This window comes from Nitratireductor sp. XY-223 (assembly GCF_004959855.1).
In the GTDB taxonomy this organism is placed as follows: domain Bacteria; phylum Pseudomonadota; class Alphaproteobacteria; order Rhizobiales; family Rhizobiaceae; genus Hoeflea_A.
On the sequence record NZ_SPNT01000001.1, the window covers coordinates 635,816 to 652,269 of the forward strand.

Genomic DNA, 16,454 nt, shown 5'->3' on the forward strand with positions numbered 1-16,454 from the left:
CTAACAGTTGTTAGAAATCTGCAGTGTATTTCCGAAACGGACTGGAGGAACGCAAGTGAGCCAAGCAGGCGGGCAGCACGCGGCTGACATGGACGGCTATCTGAGGCCGACCCGGTATATCGACAGCGATTCGGATGCGGTTCAGGCGTTCACGCAAGAGGCGCTGGGGGATGCTCAACAGCTCTCGGACACGCAAAAGGCCGTCAGGCTCTACCACGCGGTCCGCGACGGCATCCGCTACAATCCATACGCTTTCTCGATGCGGCCGGAAGATTATGTCGCGAGCGCGATCGCCGGGTTCAAATCGGCCTACTGCGTGCCGAAGGCCATTCTCATGACAGCCTGTTTGCGTGCCGCGGGAATTCCTGCGGCGGTGGGATTTGCCGACGTGCGCAATCACCTCAATTCGCCGAAGCTCGCCGCGCTCATGCAGTCGGATCTCTTCATCTATCACGGCTATGTTCAGCTCTGGCTCGGCGACCGGACCTTCAAGGTCACACCCGCCTTCAACAAGGAACTGTGCCTGAAATTCGGGGTCAAGCCGCTGGAATTCGACGGGACCGGCGATGCGCTGTTCCACGAATTCGATACCCAAAACCGGCGGCATATGGAATATGTCAACGACCGGGGCATTTTCCAGGAAGCGCCGATGGAGCGGATCCTGTCCGATTTCCGGGAATTCTATCCGAATCTGGCCGCACATGCGGACTCACGAAGGGATTTGCAGGTGGAAGACGACGCATTCTCCGGCTCAGCCTGACCGAACGGCGAAGACACCAAAGGACCCAATCATGACCGATCGCTATGCCGCCTACGGCAAACTGAAACTCGACCGTCCGGCCGACAGGATATTGCGCATCACCTTTTCCAATCCATCGAGCTACAACTCCGTCGATGGGGAAACGCACGGCCAACTCACCGATATCTGGCGGGAGATCGACCGCGATCCGGAGACGAATGCGGTGATTGTCACCGGTGAGGGCAAGGCGTTCTCGTCCGGCGGCGATTTCGGCCTGATCGAGGAAATGGCCGGCGATTACGACGTCCTGATGCGGGTCTGGAAGGAAGCGAAGGACCTCGTCTACAACATCGTCAACTGCAACAAGCCGATTGTCTCGGCGATCAACGGGCCGGCCGCCGGCGCCGGCCTGGTGGTCGGGCTGCTCGCCGACATTTCCGTGACCGGCAAGGCGGCGCGGATCGTCGATGGCCACCCGCGGCTCGGTGTCGCCGCAGGCGACGTGGCGGCGATTATCTGGCCGCTCCTGTGCGGCATGGCCAAGTCAAAATACTATCTGCTGACCGGGAAACCGCTGACCGGCGAGGAAGCCGAGCGCATCGGCCTGGTCTCGCTGTGCGTCGAGGATGACGAACTTCAGGAGACTGTGCTGGGCATTGCGACGGACCTCGCCTCCGGCTCGCAGAGCGCCATCCGCTGGACCAAATACTCGCTCAACAACTGGCTGCGCTCGGCCGGGCCGATCTTCGACACGTCGACGGCGCTGGAGATGCTCGGATTCATGGGACCCGACGTGCGCGAGGGCGTTGCGTCGCTGCGGGAGAAGCGCAAGCCGAACTTCAACCCCGACTGCCCTGTCTAGCGCGATCTAGCCGCTCATCGTCAGCCCGCCGGACACCGATATCGTCTGCCCGGTGATGAAGCCGGCGTCGTCGCTGGCCAGAAAGCAGATGATGCCGGGAAAGTCGTCCGGCCTCGCAAGCCGGCCCATGGGGATCGCCTTTTCGAGGGCGGTCTTTATGCGCCCGCCGGATTCGCCTTCCGCAAAACTTGCGAACAGGGGCGTGTCCGTGGGGCCGGGGCATACCGCGTTAAGCTGAACGCCGGAACGCGCAAGCTCGCGCGCCATCGTTTTCGTGAAAGCAATGATGCCGCCCTTGCAGGCCGAGTAGACGGCTTCGCCGGTCGAGCCGACCCGCCCGGCATCCGATGCGATATTGACGACGCGGCCGCGGCCCTGCGCGATCATGACCGGCAACACGGCATGGTGCAGATGCAAGGGGCCGTAGAGATTGATATCGATGACCTTCTTCCACAGGTCGGTGTCGGATTCCACGAAGGGGACGAGCCTGTCCCATCCGACATTGTTGACGAGCACATCGATGCCGCCGGGTCCGATATCCTTTATGGCGGCTGATACGGCATCGCGATCGGCGATATCGACCTCGAAGGCGTCCGCCTGGCTGCCGCTCGCCCTGATATCGTCGGCGGTCCGCTGCGCGTTGTCGACATTGATGTCAAGGATGAAGACATGGGCGCCTTCCTCTCCGAAACGGCGGCAGGTGGCCGCGCCGATGCCGCTGCCTCCGCCGGTCACAATAACCCGCCTGTCTTTCAGTCCTCGCATGGTTGGCTCCCGTTTTCTGACTTTGACCCTGCGTTGCGGGCGATCTTAGCCGGCGCCCCACGATGCGACGATGATCACGATCAATAAACCGATCGGCAAGACCCGCCGTGGATTCGGGCGGCGCATGTCGTCGGGCGGGTCCAAAAAATTGGTCGCCAATCGTTGACCGCAACCGAACGACAATCCATGTTGGAGTAGAGGGGTGGGGGCGGCCCTTGCGTTCAGAGCGTGTTTCGCTCCAGGGTGGACTGATGGAATTATTTGTTGTTTGGGTGCTCGTTGGCTTGCAGGTCAAGCACTACGTGGCGGACTACACGCTCCAGTGGCCTTCGATGATTGCCGGGAAGTGCCACTTCAACAAGATGGGCGGCTACCTGCACGCCGGAATTCACGTCGTCCTGACCCTTCCGATCCTGCTTTTCTGCGGCCTTTCCGCGCTGACCATCGTTCTATTGATGGTGTTTGAATACGTCGTTCACTACGCGACGGACTATGCAAAGGGAAGCTACGACTGCAAGCACAAGCTTGACCCGCACACCCGGCACTTCTGGGTCATACACGGCGCCGATCAGCTTGTTCACCAGTTTACCTACGCGGCGATTATCGCGGTGATTATCCTGTCACAGCCCGTCTGACGACCGTCAGCCGGAGTTCTGCTTCTCCAGAACATGGGCCAGGTCGGAGGTCGTGTGGGCGAGGCGCCGGGCCAGTTCGCGAATGACCTCGACCGCGACGTCCGGAAATTCCCCGATCAGCTCCATCAGGTTTTCGCGCTTGAGCTCGAGCAGGGTCAGTTGGCCGTGGGCGCGAACAGAGGCCGTGCGCGGTACGTCGCAAAATGCGGAAATCTCACCGAACAGGGCGTTGGTTCCAAGCGTCGCGACAACGACCTGCTTTTCGCCGCTGTCGGACAGGATATCCGCTTCGCCATTGGCGATCAGATAGGCTGAGGTTCCGTTGGACCCTTGCGAGAACACCTCTTCGCCGTCGTCGAAAACCAGCTGTGTCGACGTATAGGCAATCAGCTTGAGCTTGCTGGGGTCCACACTTTCGAACAGCGGCACCTTGCGCAGCATTGCGACATCATCATTCAGCGTGCTCATTCACCAACTCCCATTCGCTCCCTTTATTCGAGCCCAGGCCACCTCATTTGGCCATCGCCTCCAGCCGCTCGGAGACCTTCTCTGGCGCTCCCTCCGATACAATACGTCCGTGCTCCATAAACAGGATGCGGTCGAAATCCTTCCATCCGCCATTGTCGAGCGGGACACAGATTACGCCCATCTGACGCGTGCCTTGATCGACGCCCATCTGAACAATTTCATGGATGATCTTCATCCGTTCGCCGGATTCAAGGGCCGAGAGCGCGCGATTCAGGATAACAATATCGGGTTTCTTCAACAATGCCCGCACCAGTTTCAGCTTCTGTGCCTGGTTCGTCGAAAGATTGCGGCCGCCGTTTCCGACATCGTAGGACAGGCCGATATGGAACACGGTGTCCGACACGCCGCTGGTTTCAAGCAGCGACTTGATCGATTTCAGGACCCTTTCCCGCGCGCCAATACGGCGGGCGTCGATGCGCCCGAAGAGGATGTTGTCCAGCACGCTCAGCGCTGGGTTGAAACTGTCCGGATCGAGGAACGCGACGGCGCCGCTGTGTTCCTTCTCCAGCATCGCGCGAAGGCTGTCGCGGGCGGCAAGCAGTTTCGTCTGCATCGTGTCGTCGACGAGACCGAAACGGGTCTGTGCCTCGCAATACTCAAAGGCGAGACGCAGCATGGTCTCGCGGTCCGCCTCATCGGCGCTCTTGCTCGTCTTGCCGTCAAGCTTCTCCAGGGCAAGCCTCATTTCCTGGAGGCGCTCGGGCGACGGGCCGCCGGAACGCTGCAGGAGCGTGCTGTCCTCGGCGAGGTCGCCGAACAGCTCGATATTGTTGCGCGCGATCTCGACCCCGGTGTCGAACAGCGCCGAGAGGAGGCCGGCCTCGTCCAGCAATGCGCGAACCGAATTGTTCGAGGGCAGGTTTTCCGGGCTGAACGCATTGTCCACGGGCGTTCCGAAGATCAGGTTCTCGCCGATGGTGAGTTCCTGGCTGTATTTAGCGGGATCGAAGAATTCGACCGCGCCCTTCATCTCGGCGCCGGACTGGTTGGCGGCGAAACTGCGCCTCGCCTCCATGATGCCGTTCTTGATGTCGTCGTCGGCGTCATCGCCAAGCCGGCGCAACAGCCCGTATTCCAGGACATCGTCATAAAGGTCGACACGATGCATGATCGACAGCAGGCGCTCTGATGTCTCTCCATGCGGCCAATCCGCGCCGACTTCCCGGCCGAAACTCTCGTCTTCCACCGGGCCGGCCTTCGCCGGAATGGGTTCGTTTTCGTAGACACGGAAGTTGGAGGTTGAACTCGATTCATCGATGATCGGCGGCGCGCCCTCGGTATAGGGCAGGGTTTCGGCAAGTGTGGTCCTTATGCTTCCGCCGGCGAAGAAGATGTTGCTGTCGGCGTATCCGACACGCTGTCCGCTTAGTCTTTCGGGCACGTGCTCCAGATCCTGCCCGTCGAGCGTGATCCGGCCCGAGCCGACCACCAGAAGGCGTGCGAGCAGCTCCGCGACATGTTCGGCGCCGGAATCGGCACTGCCGACGATCGCCACGGCCTCCCGCCGTGAAATCGAACCCGATATGTCCTGAATGACCGGCTGTTCGGCCGCGTCCAGAACCGTGACATGGTCAAACGAGAAACCGTCCTTGATCGGATCCGCCGGCTTGTCGCTCGGCTCCTGCCGTGCCGCCGACATGACACGCGTGTTGGCAAAATCCTCGACCGCCTGCTCGTAGCGGATCTGGTTGAGCAGCCGCTGCTGGTCCCAGTCGATGATCCCCTTGATCGGCGCCGGAAGGTCCTTGTAGGCGGCGATCGAGGCGACAAGGGCACCGAGGTCCATCCGGCCGGTGATCACCAGATAACCGCCCAGCAGATAGAAGATAAAGGCCAGCACCTGGATGAGGAAATTGTTCAGGAACTTGACCTGGAACTTGCGCTGATAGAGCTCGAAACGGATCACCACGATGCGCCTGAGCATCTGCCAGATGTTCTCGCGCGCGCGGTTGGACATGGCATGCAGGTGGACATCGTCCATGCCCTGTACGTATTCGCCGATGCGTCCCGAGAGCTTGCGGGCGGTCTGCTGGCGCTGGCGGCCGAGTTCCAGAAGCCGCCGGCGCAGGAGCGGAATGATCCAGGCCTGGAACAGAACGATCGCCAGGGTAATAAGCCCGAACATCGTGTTCTGCAGGAACAGGAATGTCAGCCCGGTAATGGCCTGGGCACCGAGGAAAACGGGCGAGGAAAACGCGTCGCCGAAAAACAGGCCGAGCGGCTCGATCTCATCCTTGATGACGCTGGTGATTTCCGAGGGTTTGACCCGGCGTGCCTTGGCCACCGGATAGCGAAGCACCCGGTCGAACAACTCGTAGCGCAGCCTGCGCAGCAGCTTCTCGCCGAGTTTGCCCTTGTAAGTGTTGATATAGAGCTTGAACCAGCCATTGAGCGCGACGGCGACCAGAAAGCTCAAGCAAAGCGCGATGAGCATCTGCTGGCGGTCGAACTGAAGACCCCCGAAAACGTTGATCGTCTGGCCGAACAGCGTTTCGGAGAATGGCAGGTTGATCGACAGGAAGCTCTGCGTTGCGGCGGGCGAGTCGAAGCCGTCACCCTGGATCGGGCCGTTGACGATCAGCTTGGGCAGCTGCAACATCTGGAAATAGACCGGCATCGAGACCAGCACGACCATAAAAATCCAGATCTGCTGTTTTCTCGAATGGGTCCAGATGTATCTTAGGAGATTGCGCTGCAAGGGTTTCCTCGGTTTGGTAGCGGATCCGTTCCAGTACACCAGAATATTTGCGACCCTAGTCCAGACACTTCATGGACGGTCCGATTGTGTCAAGTCAAGTCGGCAGCGGGCGGACTGTATGGGCGCAACGCGCCCGATTTGTTGAAAAATCCGTTCGACAGTCCGATCCGGCCCCTGTAGTTCTCCTGTGGTTCCGCCCTGTTTGTTCCCTCAACCCCCCACATCAGGTCATTGCGCATGAAAGTATCGGATGCTCTTGCCACCCGCATCACCTGCCGCGCCTTTCTTCCCGACCCGGTTCCTGAAGATATGGTGCGCGCGATCCTTGACAAGGCGCGCTTTTCGCCCTCCGGCGGCAACCTCCAGCCCTGGCACGTCTTCGTGGTTGCCGGAGATGCGCTGAAGGCCCTGATTGCGGACATCGGCCAATCGATGGCCGAAACACCGCGCGGGCAGGTGCCGCAGTACCGGATCTATCCCGAGAACCTCAAGGACCCCTACGAGTCAAGGCGTTTCAAATGTGGCGAGGACATGTATGCGACGATCGGCGTGGCGCGGGAGAACAGGAAGGGACGGATCGCCCAGTTCCAGCGCAATTTCCGCTTTTTCGACGCGCCGGTCGGCATGTTCTTTTATCTCGACCGGACCATGGGCCCGCCGCAATGGGCCGATGTCGGCATATTCCTGCAGAGCATCATGCTGCTGGCGCGCGAGCACGGTCTCCACACCTGCTCCCAGGAGGCCTGGGCGCAGTGGCACGGGACCGTCGCCGGCCATCTCAATCCGCCTGACGAGTGGATGCTGTTTTGCGGCATGGGGCTCGGCTACATGGACGAGGGTGCCCCCATCAACGGGCTGCGCACCGAAAGGGCCGCCGTCGACGAGATCGCCACCTTCCTGAAATGATGCGATCCGGGACGATCACTCTGCCGCGTGTTTGACCGCTGTTCTATCCCATCCGAGATTGCCGCGCCCGACCGCCTCGTAGGCAAAGCCAGCCTCCGTAGCTTGCTCCGGGTTGAACATGTTGCGCAGATCAACGAGCACGGTCGAGGCCGGGTCCATCTGCCGGCACAGGCGCTCCAGGTCGAGCGACCTGAACTCGTCCCAGTCGGTGATGACCGTCAGCGCGATTGCGTCCTCGGCGACGGCGTAGGGATCGTCGCAGAACTCGATTTCGCGAAGCGTGTGGTGCGTCGCGGCAATGACGGCCGGGTCGTAGGCGCGGATCACCGCACCGGCGTCCAGCAGCGTGCGGATGATCGGAATGGACGGCGCTTCGCGCATGTCGTCCGTGTCCGGCTTGAAGGTCAGGCCGAGGATGCCGATCCTGCGGCCGCGGACACGGCCGCCGCAGGCGCGTATCACCTTGCGGGCCATGGCGCGGCGGCGCTGGTCGTTTATCGCGACCGTGGTTTCGACCAGCCGCAGCGGGCTGTCGCTGTCCTGGGCCATATTGGTCAGCGCGGTGGAATCCTTCGGAAAGCAGGAGCCGCCATAGCCGGGACCGGCCTGCAGAAACCGGTCGCCGATGCGCTCATCCATGCCCATGCCGCGGGCGACCGAAAGCACGTCGGCGCCAACCCTTTCGCACAGGTCGGCCATCTCGTTGATGAAGGTGATCTTCATGGCCAGAAAGGCGTTGCTTGCATATTTCGTCAATTCCGCCGTGCGGCGCCCGACGAACAGGATCGGCGCGTTGCCGGCGCAAAGGGCACCATATACCTGCCCCATAATCGACTTGGCGCGATCATCATCGGTTCCGACAATGATCCGGTCCGGTTTCCTGAAATCCTCGATGGCCGATCCCTCGCGAAGGAATTCCGGATTTGATACGACGGCGCATTCAGCCGCCGGATTGGTATCCGCGATGATCCGCTCCACTTCGTCACCGGTGCCGACCGGGACGGTGGATTTCGTCACGACCACGGTGAAACCGGACAGGTGAGGGGCAATCTCCCGGGCGGCCTCGTAGACATAGGTGAGGTCCGCGTAGCCGTCGCCGTGACGCGACGGCGTACCAACGGCGAGAAACACGATGTCGGCGTCCCGGGTGGCCGCGCCGACATCGTCGCCAAAGCGCAGGCGGCTGGCATCCGCATTCGATTTGACAAGGTCTTCGAGGCCCGGTTCGTAGATGGGGATCTTGCCGTTGCGCAGGGCATTGAGCCTGTTCGGATCCTTGTCCACGCAGACGACGTCATGTCCGAAATCGGCGAAGCAGGTCGCCGATACGAGGCCGACATAACCTGCACCAATCATCGCGATGTGCATGCTGATTCTTTCGGTTGGTGATATTGCCTCATGCTAACATCGCGCCTGTGCGACTTCAAACGATCCCGCAGCTTTGTACCGCTATCTCAGACGCGGATTGAGCGCGTCGCGAAGCCAGTCTCCGAGCAGATTGACGGAGAGCGCAAGGGCCAGCAGGGTCAGCCCCGGAAACAGCAGGATCCACCATTCGCCGGAAAACAGGAAACCCTGTCCGATGCGGATCAGCGTTCCAAGCGAGGGCTGGGTCGGCGGCGCCCCGACGCCGAGGAAGGAAAGCGTTGCCTCGGCGATGATCGCCAGGGCGAGACTGATGGTGGCGATCACCAGGACAGGCCCGAGAACGTTGGGCAGGATATGCCGCAACATGATAGAACTTCGGCGGCGGCCGATCAGCCGCGCGGCCTGCACGTATTCCTTGTTCTTCTCGACGAGCGTCGCGCCGCGCACCACCCGTGCGAACTGAACCCAGTCGGAAAGACCGATTGCCAGGATCAGCACCCAGATCGCCATCTGGTCGCGCAGATGCACGGGTGTGAACCCCTTGGCGATGCCGAATATCAGCATGGCCACAAGGATGGCCGGAAAGGTCAGTTGCACATCGGCGATCCGCATGATGACGGCTTCGACCCAGCCGCCGACATAGCCGGCGAGCAGACCAAGGCTGACGCCGAGCACCAACGCGAACAGGACTGCCATGAAACCGACGAAGAGCGATACGCGCATTCCGTAGAGAATGGTGGAGAGCATGTCGCGCCCCTGTCCGTCCGTGCCGAGCCAGAACACGTCGCCGGTCATGGCGCTGGGCTGCATCGGCGGCGTGAAGCCGTTCAAGAGGTTCAGCGTTGCCGGATCATAGGGATTGTGCGGTGCGATCAGCGGCGCGAAGACCGCGCCAAAGATGAGCGCCATGACGACGAGGAAGGAGATCACCGCCAGCGGCGAGCGGCGGAACGACCACATGAAATCCGACTGCCAGGCTGCGGAAAGGGCCGTCATGTTTCACCTGCCGTGACCGCGTCGTCCCGCAGGCGTGGATCGACCGCGAAGTAGAGCAGATCGACAATGAAATTGATGGCGACAAACATCACGGAGATCAGCAGGAGGTATGCCGCCATGACCGGGATGTCGACGAACTGAATGGCATTGATGAACAACAGGCCGATGCCGGGCCACTGGAACACCGTCTCGGTGATGATGGCAAAGGCGATGATCGACCCCAGTTGCAGTCCGGTGACCGTGATCACCGGTACAAGCGTGTTTTTCAGCGCGTGGCGGAAATGGACAATGCGGTCGGAGAGGCCACGGGCACGGGCGAAGCGGATGTAGTCCTGGCGCAGCACCTCGAGCATTTCCGAACGGACGAGGCGCATGATCAGGGTCATCTGGTAGAGGCCCAGCGTGATCGCCGGCAAGATCAGCGCCTTGAGGCCGGATTCGGTCAGAAAACCGGTGGTCCAGTCGCCGACCTTGACGGTCTCGCCACGGCCGAAGCTCGGCAGCCACCCGAGTTCCACGGAGAAGATGTAGATCAGGAGAATTCCGATGAGGAAGGTCGGCAGCGAAACCCCGATCAGCGACAGGGCCATGATGATGTTCGCAGCCAGCCCCTTGCGCCGGATGGCGGTGAAGACACCCATGGCAATGCCGATGGTGATGGCGAACAGCCCCGAGACCGCGGCCAGTTCAAGCGTCGCCGGTGCGCGCTCGGCAATGATCTCCGCCACCGGACGGCCCTGGCGATAACTGACGCCGAAATCGCCGCGCAGGGCGTTGCCGAGGAACTTGACGTACTGGACCGGAAACGGCTGGTCGAGGCCGAGCTGCGAGCGCAGGCGGGTGATGTCCTCCTGCGTGGCCTCCTGGCCGAGCATGTTGTCGATGGGATCGCCGATGAAGCGGAACATGGAAAAGGCGACCAGGCCGACGACGAGCAGCACGACGACGGCCTGGAACAGACGCTTGATGGTGTAGGCGAGCATGATGCCCGGTCAGTTCACGTTCACCCAGCGCAGGATGAAGAAATTGTCCGGCCGCTGCGTGAGCTCGACATTGCCGCCTGTGCCCCACACCAGGGGCTGGACATAGAGCGGCACATAGACCGTCTCGTCCTGCAGGATCCCCGCCACCTCGTCGAGCATCGCCTGGCGCTTGGCGTCGTCGATCTCGGACTGGATCATCGGCAATAGCTCGTCGACCCGTGCATTGGAGTAGCCGCCGAAATTCCAGGACCCCAGCTTCTTCTCGGTGTTCGGCGTGGTGACCAGGAAACGGATCGGATGCTCGGCGTCGAAAGTGCCGGGCGACCAGCCGAGCAGATACATGTCGTAATTGTCGGCGCGCAGCTCCGGCCAGTAATTGCGGACCGGCATGGCATCGAGCTCGGCGGTGAGACCGATCTGCGCCAGCATGCCGACAACCGCCTGGCAAACGGCCTCGTCGTTGAGATAGCGGTCGTTCGGACATTTCAGCCCGAAGGAAAAGCCGTCGCTGTAGCCGGCTTCCGCGAGCAGGGCCTTGGCGCCCTCGACATCATAGGACGGCCTGTCTGTGTTGGCGGTCGAATATCCCCGCATGGCGGGGCTCACCAGCTGGCTGGCGGGCTCGGCGTTGCCGCGCATGATGGTGGCAAGGATGGCGTCGACATTGATCGCCTTGGCAACCGCCTCGCGGACCCGCGGATCCTTGAACGGATTGGGCTTGCCGGCGTCGCCGGTGTATTTGAGAGCATCGGCCTCATGGCCGAATCCCAGCATGATGACGCGCGCCTCGATGCCTTGCAGGACCTTGAGGTCGTCGCGTGCCTTCAGGCGCTCGGCGTCCTGGATCGGCACCGGGTTGATCATGTCGACATCGCCCGAAAGCAGCGCCGCCACCGCAGTCGCCGGATTCTGGATCGGCGTGAACTCGGCGCGTGTCACATTGTGCTCGGCCTCGCCCCACCAGCCGTCGAAGGGTACGAGCACCGTCTTCAGCCCGGGCTGACGCTCGGACAGCATGAATGCGCCAGTGCCATTGGCATTGAGCGTTGCGAAATTTCCGTTCTCCTTGTCCGGGCGCTCGGTGCCGTTGCCGGCCGCCCAGCCGGAATCCATGATCATCCAGTTGGCAATCGAGTCCGGGAAGATCGGATTGGGCTGCTTCGTCATGATGTCGACGGTGTAGTCATCGACGACGATCACCTCCGAAACGGGCGCGAACCAGGAAGACACGTCCGATTCCTCGCTGGAGGCGCGCTCGTAGGAGAACTTCACATCCTCGGCGGTGAAATCCGCCCCGTCATGGAACTTGACGCCCTCGCGAAGCTTGAAGCGCCATCCTTCGCCGTTGCCGATCGGCTCCCAGCTCACTGCGAGCGACGGCTCGATGCGCATGTCCTTGTCGCGGCGGACGAGGCCTTCATAGACATTGTTCAGGAAACCGAGCACCGGCGCGGAGCTGACCGCGTGGGGGTCCATCGTCTGCGGGTCGGTCACGGATGCCCAGCGAAACGTCTCGGCCTGTGCCGCCGTTCCCGCAAGGGCGAATAGGAGAGATCCCAAAATCAGTCGCTTCATGTTTTCCAGTCCTTTTATCCTGGCCAATCCGGGTTCTGTTCCGAACTCGAGGCGCTTGGAGCGAACAGGTTTACCCACAGGCCGTTACCCTGGTGGCGCCGCCGACGCCGGCCAGAATCCCGGAACGCCGCGGCTGGTGCCGGTCTCGTGTCTTTGACTTCTGATTGGTCGCACCGGAGAAACATTATGATTGTCGCTACCGGAACCGCAAGGGCCGATGCACGCGGCCCGCATCATTGTGAGGTCAATACGCCGTCTCGTAGGCGTCGCAGATTTCGGCCTCTGTCTTGCCCTCGAGAAAGGCGATCTCACCCGTCTTGTGCTTGGCATAGACATCGGCGAATTCGGTCGAGAACCAGTCACTGACGATATCGGCCTCGCTGAAGGCGCGGAGCGCTTCCTCAAGGGTGGCAGGCAGGTGCACAAGGTTCTTTTGCTTCAACTCTTCGGCGGACAACAGCGAGACGTCCTCCTCCGTTGCGTCGGGAATATTCAGCGCTTCCTCGATGCCCTGAACGCCGGCATGGACAATGGCCGCAAGCGCCAGGTAGGGGCTTGCAGCCGCATCGGCGGCGCGGAACTCGAAATTGAACTGATCGGCGACGCCGATGTCGCTCATTTCCGACACCGGGCAGATCCGGACGGCTGCCTCCCGGTCACGCATGCCGAGATTGTTGAAGGCGGCGCTCCAGCGGTGCGGCGTGAGCCGTGTATAGGAGACGACGCTCGGAGCGGTGAGTGCGACGATCCGGTCGAGATATTTCAGGATACCGGCGATGAAGCGGCCCGCCGGTTCGCTCAGCCCGTGCTTGCCGTTCGGATCATAGGTGACCGGTTCTCCAGCGCCGTCGCGCAGGCTGAGGTGCATGTGAACGCCGTTGCCGACGCCCGCCGGATCGCGCAGCGGCGTAAAGCTCGCCTGTTTGCCGGTCCGCTCGGCGGTGACGTAGACCAGTTCGCGCAGGATCGCCGCATGATCGGCGATGGCGACCCCGTCTACCGAGCCCATGGTGACCTCGTACTGGTCCGCCCCGTATTCCTTCATGAACGTGTCGGGTTTCAGTCCGGCGCTGCGCATGGCCGCGAGCAGTTTCTCGCCAAGGGAGCGCTGCAACCTGAACCCGGATGCGGTGTAGGCGCTTCCGACCGGGCAGCCGCCGTCCTTGAGGTGGAATTCATGCTCGAAGGCGCCGTGCAGCGTCATGCCGGTCACCCGCTTGAGGCGGTCGAGCGCACCCTTGAGAAGCGATCGCGTGCAACATTCCCAAGGCCGCCCGTCTGTGTGCACTATGTCGCCGAACACGAACTGTTCCGCGGGTAGGCCGTCCTGATAGTCGAGGCTCACCCGCGTTTCCGGCGCCGGTATCAGGACGAGATCGCCAAGCGCCCCGTAAGGGCTCTCCGCGATTGCGCCGAAGCAGGTGATCTGGACATTGGTCGGCGTCCAGCCGATACCTCGTTTCTGGCGTTTCTCGAACTGGTCCTGCGGGAAGGCCTTGCCACGCACCTTGCCGGCGAAATCGCTTGTGCAAGCCAGTATCAACGGTTCCGATTTCATTTCCTGGTATCCTTGATGCCGTCGTGGGCGGCGGTGCCCGGTTGTTCCAGCCTTGCGTCGTCCCACTGTTCGATGCGTTTGCGGGTCGCGTTCCAATCCTGCTCGGATATCTTCACGATCATTGCTTCTGCCAGTGTGAACGCGCTGACCTGTCCGTCCCAGGCCGTGCCGATCTCCGTCGGTACGGCGAGGACGTGAGCGGCGTGGTGCGATGCCGGGGTCAGCCAGCGATCGGTGATGACGACGATCTGGGCATGCCGCTTTTCCGAGATGATTCTAGCAAGCTCCGTCAGGCTAGACTGATAGCGCCGAAAGTCCAGCAGGATCAGCACGTCCTGCTTGCGCATCCGCATAATGTAATCGGGCCACAGCTCCGGATTGGACGGGATGTGGTAAATGCGTCCCCTGATCTGTCGCAGATGCATCGACAACATGGCGGCGATGCTGTCGCTCATGCGCCCGCCGATGAGGAAAACGTTACGGCCGGAATCGCCCACCAGCTCACACACTTCGTCAAACTGAAGCTGGGCAACGCCGGCGGCCATTTCCTGAACCTGCTTGGCGATCCGTTCGGCGTAGTCGGCGAGAAAGCGGCCGGGTTGCGCGGGATTTTCGGTCAATTTGAGGTCGACCGGGGAGCGATGACTCTCCTTCAGCTCTCCGATCAGGCGACGCTGAAATTCCTGGTATCCGCTGCAGCCGACCTTTGTGACAAACCGGGTGATCGACGGGGCGCTGACCCCGGTCACTTGGGCCAGTTCCTGAATTGTCTGCAGTCCTGCAAACGGATAGTCGGCGAGCACGACGCTGGCGACCTTGCGTTCGCTGGATGTCAGATGCGGCCCGATTTCCTCGATTTTGTCCCGTAGATGGATCATAATTCACAATCGGTTCTTGTCTGGCACGCATAATCGACTATGAAAAAAATTTGTCAATATGAAGTATTCAATTGACATTGATCGAATTTTTCAGATCAGATGGTGGCCGTGCCGTATGCATGCGGCCCTCGTGAAACAGAAGGTTGAACCATGAACCCGCCAACAGCGCTCAGCCGTGATTTGCCGCTTCGCGCCGAGCAGTCCGCACTGTTGTTCATCGACGTGCAGAATTTCTGCGTTCGTCGTGAGGGCGGCGAATTCAAGGATGCGTCCGATGCGGAAATTGCAGGCAAATACGGATATTTTTTCGATCAGCTGAAAAACACGGCGATACCGAATATGCAACGGCTGCAAAGCGCCTTTCGCGACGCCGGGATCGAAGTGCTCTACACGACGATCGAGAGCCTGACCAAGGACGGCAGGGATCGAAGCCTGGACTACAAGATCACCGGCTTCAACGTGCCCAGGGGCTCGTGGGACGGTCGCGTGATCGACGAGATCGAGCCCGGCGAGGACGAGATCGTCCTGCCGAAATCCTCATCCAGCGTGTTCGTGTCAACCCACATCGACTACATCCTGCGCAACCTGGGTGTGCGCCAGCTCGTCATCAGCGGACTGATTACCGATCAGTGTGTCGAAAGCGCCGTTCGCGATGCCTGCGATCCCGGATATCTGGTGACCCTGGTCACCGATGCCTGCACCACTTACAGCCAGGAACGGCACGACAACTCGCTCGGCGCCATTGCCGGCTATTGCAGACAGACAGACACCCGGTCCCTGATCGCGGAAATCGGGCAATAGTCCCGACTAGGAGCGCCGTTTCCGCAGTCTTGCCGACCGCTAAATATTGAAAATCAAACGGCGTTCGCTATATGTTCACTGATGAACGCTAGAGCGAACACGGAACGGGAAATTGTCGAGGAACACATCAAGGTGGAGCAAAAGCGCCGCCGCTGCCTGATGTGCGGTGAGATGTTCGACAGTTTCGGCCCCGGCAACCGCATCTGCAAGAAATGCAAGTCCAAGCAGGCCTGGCGGAGCGGGGCGTAGCCGTGCGGTTTCGGCGATCGATCCAGCCTTTGCCCTGAACACGATTCAACACGAAAAATGATGCTGATGCCCCGGGATGTCCGGCCGACCGGCCAGGGGGTTGCGTGAAAATTCGCCTAACGTCAATCATATGGCAGATTCGAGTGCGATGATTGCGTTCGACAGGCTTGCCGATGACCGATTTTGACGCCCAGCGAAGACGCATGGTTGCGGAGCAGATCCGCGGCCGCGGCGTGCGCGACGAACTGGTCTTGTCGGCCATGGAAAAGGTTCGCCGCGAGGCTTTCGTTGCGGAGCAGTTCGGTTTCCTGGCCTACGAGGACAGCCCGCTGCCCATCGGCGAGGGGCAGACCATCTCGCAGCCCTACATGGTGGCCTTCATGATCGAGGCGCTGGCGCTGAAGGGCGGGGAGAGGGTGCTCGAAATCGGCGCCGGATCCGGATATGCCGCGGCCCTCCTGGCCGAGATCGCCGGCGAGGTCTACGCCATCGAGCGTATTGGCCAACTGGCGGAAAGGGCGGCTTCCATCATCGCCAGCCAGGGTTACGGCAATGTCCACGTGCTTCACGCGGACGGCACGCGCGGATGGGACGCCCATGCGCCGTTCGATGCCATCCTTGTCTCGGCGGGCGCTCCGGACATCCCCGCCACGTTGAAGGGACAACTGGCCGCGGGCGGTCGACTGGTGGTTCCCGTCGGGGGGCACCGCAGGGCACAGGAACTCATCCGGCTCACCCGGCGCACGGACACCCAGTTCGAACGGGAAGTCCTCGCGGATGTCCGTTTCGTCCCGCTGATCGGCGAAGAGGGCTGGGACGCACCGACGGCGGGGATGGTGCTGAAATAGGATTCACCGGCCGGTCCGGAACGCTTCCGTTGCCGTTGTCATCGAACTCGGCGAACTTCTGCCCA

General features: G+C 61.4%; 16 protein-coding genes. 7 read left to right on the forward strand and 9 right to left on the reverse strand.

All coding sequences use genetic code 11. The features are described from left to right. Window positions 1-55 precede the first annotated feature (55 nt). Window positions 56-760: a transglutaminase family protein gene (locus tag E4M07_RS02770; RefSeq protein WP_246660340.1), complete on the forward strand. Its 705-nt coding sequence runs from the start codon at window positions 56-58 to the stop codon at window positions 758-760. A gap of 31 nt (window positions 761-791) precedes the next feature. Continuing rightward, window positions 792-1,601, forward strand: coding sequence for an enoyl-CoA hydratase/isomerase family protein (locus tag E4M07_RS02775; RefSeq protein ID WP_136656751.1), 810 nt, complete (start codon window positions 792-794; stop codon window positions 1,599-1,601). A gap of 6 nt (window positions 1,602-1,607) precedes the next feature. Here E4M07_RS02775 and E4M07_RS02780 read toward each other — a convergent pair whose 3' ends face one another. Continuing rightward, a complete protein-coding gene (locus E4M07_RS02780) occupies window positions 1,608-2,366 on the reverse strand; it encodes a glucose 1-dehydrogenase (RefSeq protein WP_136656752.1) in 759 nt (252 codons plus the stop codon). A gap of 251 nt (window positions 2,367-2,617) precedes the next feature. Here E4M07_RS02780 and E4M07_RS02785 point away from each other — a divergent pair, with 251 nt between their 5' ends. Further along, a complete protein-coding gene (locus tag E4M07_RS02785) occupies window positions 2,618-3,001 on the forward strand; it encodes a DUF3307 domain-containing protein (RefSeq protein ID WP_136656753.1) in 384 nt (127 codons plus the stop codon). 6 nt (window positions 3,002-3,007) lie between these two features. On the opposite strand, the gene E4M07_RS02790 is transcribed toward E4M07_RS02785, so the two are convergent. Both E4M07_RS02790 and E4M07_RS02795 read right to left on the reverse strand, forming a co-directional pair. Then, on the reverse strand, window positions 3,008-3,469 hold the full coding sequence (locus E4M07_RS02790; protein WP_136656754.1) for a cyclic nucleotide-binding domain-containing protein: 462 nt from the start codon (window positions 3,467-3,469) through the stop codon (window positions 3,008-3,010). Between the two features lie 43 nt (window positions 3,470-3,512). Beyond that, window positions 3,513-6,227 (reverse strand): ABC transporter transmembrane domain-containing protein, encoded by a 2,715-nt coding sequence (locus E4M07_RS02795; RefSeq protein WP_136656755.1) that lies wholly within the window; start codon window positions 6,225-6,227, stop codon window positions 3,513-3,515. Window positions 6,228-6,464: 237 nt separating this feature from the next. On the opposite strand from E4M07_RS02795, the gene E4M07_RS02800 reads away from it, so the two are divergent. Further along, window positions 6,465-7,133, forward strand: a complete 669-nt coding sequence (locus E4M07_RS02800; RefSeq protein ID WP_136656756.1) for a nitroreductase — start codon at window positions 6,465-6,467, stop codon at window positions 7,131-7,133. 15 nt (window positions 7,134-7,148) lie between these two features. Here the strand turns inward: E4M07_RS02800 and E4M07_RS02805 are convergent, their stop codons facing one another. The 6 genes from E4M07_RS02805 to E4M07_RS02830 form a co-directional block, all read right to left on the reverse strand. Next, window positions 7,149-8,501: a UDP-glucose/GDP-mannose dehydrogenase family protein gene (locus tag E4M07_RS02805; RefSeq protein ID WP_136656757.1), complete on the reverse strand. Its 1,353-nt coding sequence runs from the start codon at window positions 8,499-8,501 to the stop codon at window positions 7,149-7,151. An 81-nt stretch (window positions 8,502-8,582) separates the two neighbouring features. Further along, window positions 8,583-9,497 carry an ABC transporter permease gene (locus E4M07_RS02810; protein ID WP_136656758.1) on the reverse strand — a complete coding sequence of 305 codons (915 nt, stop codon included), beginning with the start codon at window positions 9,495-9,497 and terminating at the stop codon, window positions 8,583-8,585. Next, on the reverse strand, window positions 9,494-10,480 hold the full coding sequence (locus E4M07_RS02815) for an ABC transporter permease (protein WP_136656759.1): 987 nt from the start codon (window positions 10,478-10,480) through the stop codon (window positions 9,494-9,496). Before E4M07_RS02815 ends, E4M07_RS02810 begins: the two co-directional genes overlap by 4 nt. A 9-nt stretch (window positions 10,481-10,489) precedes the next feature. Continuing rightward, window positions 10,490-12,055 carry an ABC transporter substrate-binding protein gene (locus E4M07_RS02820; protein ID WP_136656760.1) on the reverse strand — a complete coding sequence of 522 codons (1,566 nt, stop codon included), beginning with the start codon at window positions 12,053-12,055 and terminating at the stop codon, window positions 10,490-10,492. A gap of 244 nt (window positions 12,056-12,299) precedes the next feature. Continuing rightward, window positions 12,300-13,613, reverse strand: a complete 1,314-nt coding sequence (locus tag E4M07_RS02825) for a glutamine synthetase family protein (RefSeq protein ID WP_136656761.1) — start codon at window positions 13,611-13,613, stop codon at window positions 12,300-12,302. Next, entirely contained in the window at window positions 13,610-14,491 is an 882-nt protein-coding gene (locus tag E4M07_RS02830) for a MurR/RpiR family transcriptional regulator (protein WP_136656762.1), read from the reverse strand. Before E4M07_RS02830 ends, E4M07_RS02825 begins: the two co-directional genes overlap by 4 nt. A gap of 150 nt (window positions 14,492-14,641) precedes the next feature. Between E4M07_RS02830 and E4M07_RS02835 the strand changes: the two genes are divergently transcribed. The 3 genes from E4M07_RS02835 (at window position 14,642) to E4M07_RS02840 (ending at window position 16,389) form a co-directional block, all read left to right on the forward strand. After that, complete coding sequence (locus E4M07_RS02835; protein ID WP_136656763.1) at window positions 14,642-15,292, forward strand: isochorismatase family cysteine hydrolase; 651 nt, start codon at window positions 14,642-14,644, stop codon at window positions 15,290-15,292. Between the two features lie 81 nt (window positions 15,293-15,373). Next, a complete protein-coding gene (locus E4M07_RS29005) occupies window positions 15,374-15,541 on the forward strand; it encodes a hypothetical protein (protein ID WP_169054065.1) in 168 nt (55 codons plus the stop codon). Between the two features lie 173 nt (window positions 15,542-15,714). Continuing rightward, entirely contained in the window at window positions 15,715-16,389 is a 675-nt protein-coding gene (locus tag E4M07_RS02840) for a protein-L-isoaspartate(D-aspartate) O-methyltransferase (protein ID WP_136656764.1), read from the forward strand. Window positions 16,390-16,454 lie beyond the last annotated feature (65 nt).

Coding starts and splice junctions, on each gene's coding strand:
- E4M07_RS02775 (WP_136656751.1), top strand. CDS start 792: ATGACCGATCGCTATGCCGCCTACGGCAAACTGAAACTCGACCGTCCG.
- E4M07_RS02780 (WP_136656752.1), bottom strand. CDS start 2,366: ATGCGAGGACTGAAAGACAGGCGGGTTATTGTGACCGGCGGAGGCAGC.
- E4M07_RS02785 (WP_136656753.1), top strand. CDS start 2,618: ATGGAATTATTTGTTGTTTGGGTGCTCGTTGGCTTGCAGGTCAAGCAC.
- E4M07_RS02790 (WP_136656754.1), bottom strand. CDS start 3,469: ATGAGCACGCTGAATGATGATGTCGCAATGCTGCGCAAGGTGCCGCTG.
- E4M07_RS02800 (WP_136656756.1), top strand. CDS start 6,465: ATGAAAGTATCGGATGCTCTTGCCACCCGCATCACCTGCCGCGCCTTT.
- E4M07_RS02805 (WP_136656757.1), bottom strand. CDS start 8,501: ATGCACATCGCGATGATTGGTGCAGGTTATGTCGGCCTCGTATCGGCG.
- E4M07_RS02810 (WP_136656758.1), bottom strand. CDS start 9,497: ATGACGGCCCTTTCCGCAGCCTGGCAGTCGGATTTCATGTGGTCGTTC.
- E4M07_RS02815 (WP_136656759.1), bottom strand. CDS start 10,480: ATGCTCGCCTACACCATCAAGCGTCTGTTCCAGGCCGTCGTCGTGCTG.
- E4M07_RS02820 (WP_136656760.1), bottom strand. CDS start 12,055: ATGAAGCGACTGATTTTGGGATCTCTCCTATTCGCCCTTGCGGGAACG.
- E4M07_RS02825 (WP_136656761.1), bottom strand. CDS start 13,613: ATGAAATCGGAACCGTTGATACTGGCTTGCACAAGCGATTTCGCCGGC.
- E4M07_RS02830 (WP_136656762.1), bottom strand. CDS start 14,491: ATGATCCATCTACGGGACAAAATCGAGGAAATCGGGCCGCATCTGACA.
- E4M07_RS02835 (WP_136656763.1), top strand. CDS start 14,642: ATGAACCCGCCAACAGCGCTCAGCCGTGATTTGCCGCTTCGCGCCGAG.
- E4M07_RS29005 (WP_169054065.1), top strand. CDS start 15,374: ATGAACGCTAGAGCGAACACGGAACGGGAAATTGTCGAGGAACACATC.
- E4M07_RS02840 (WP_136656764.1), top strand. CDS start 15,715: ATGACCGATTTTGACGCCCAGCGAAGACGCATGGTTGCGGAGCAGATC.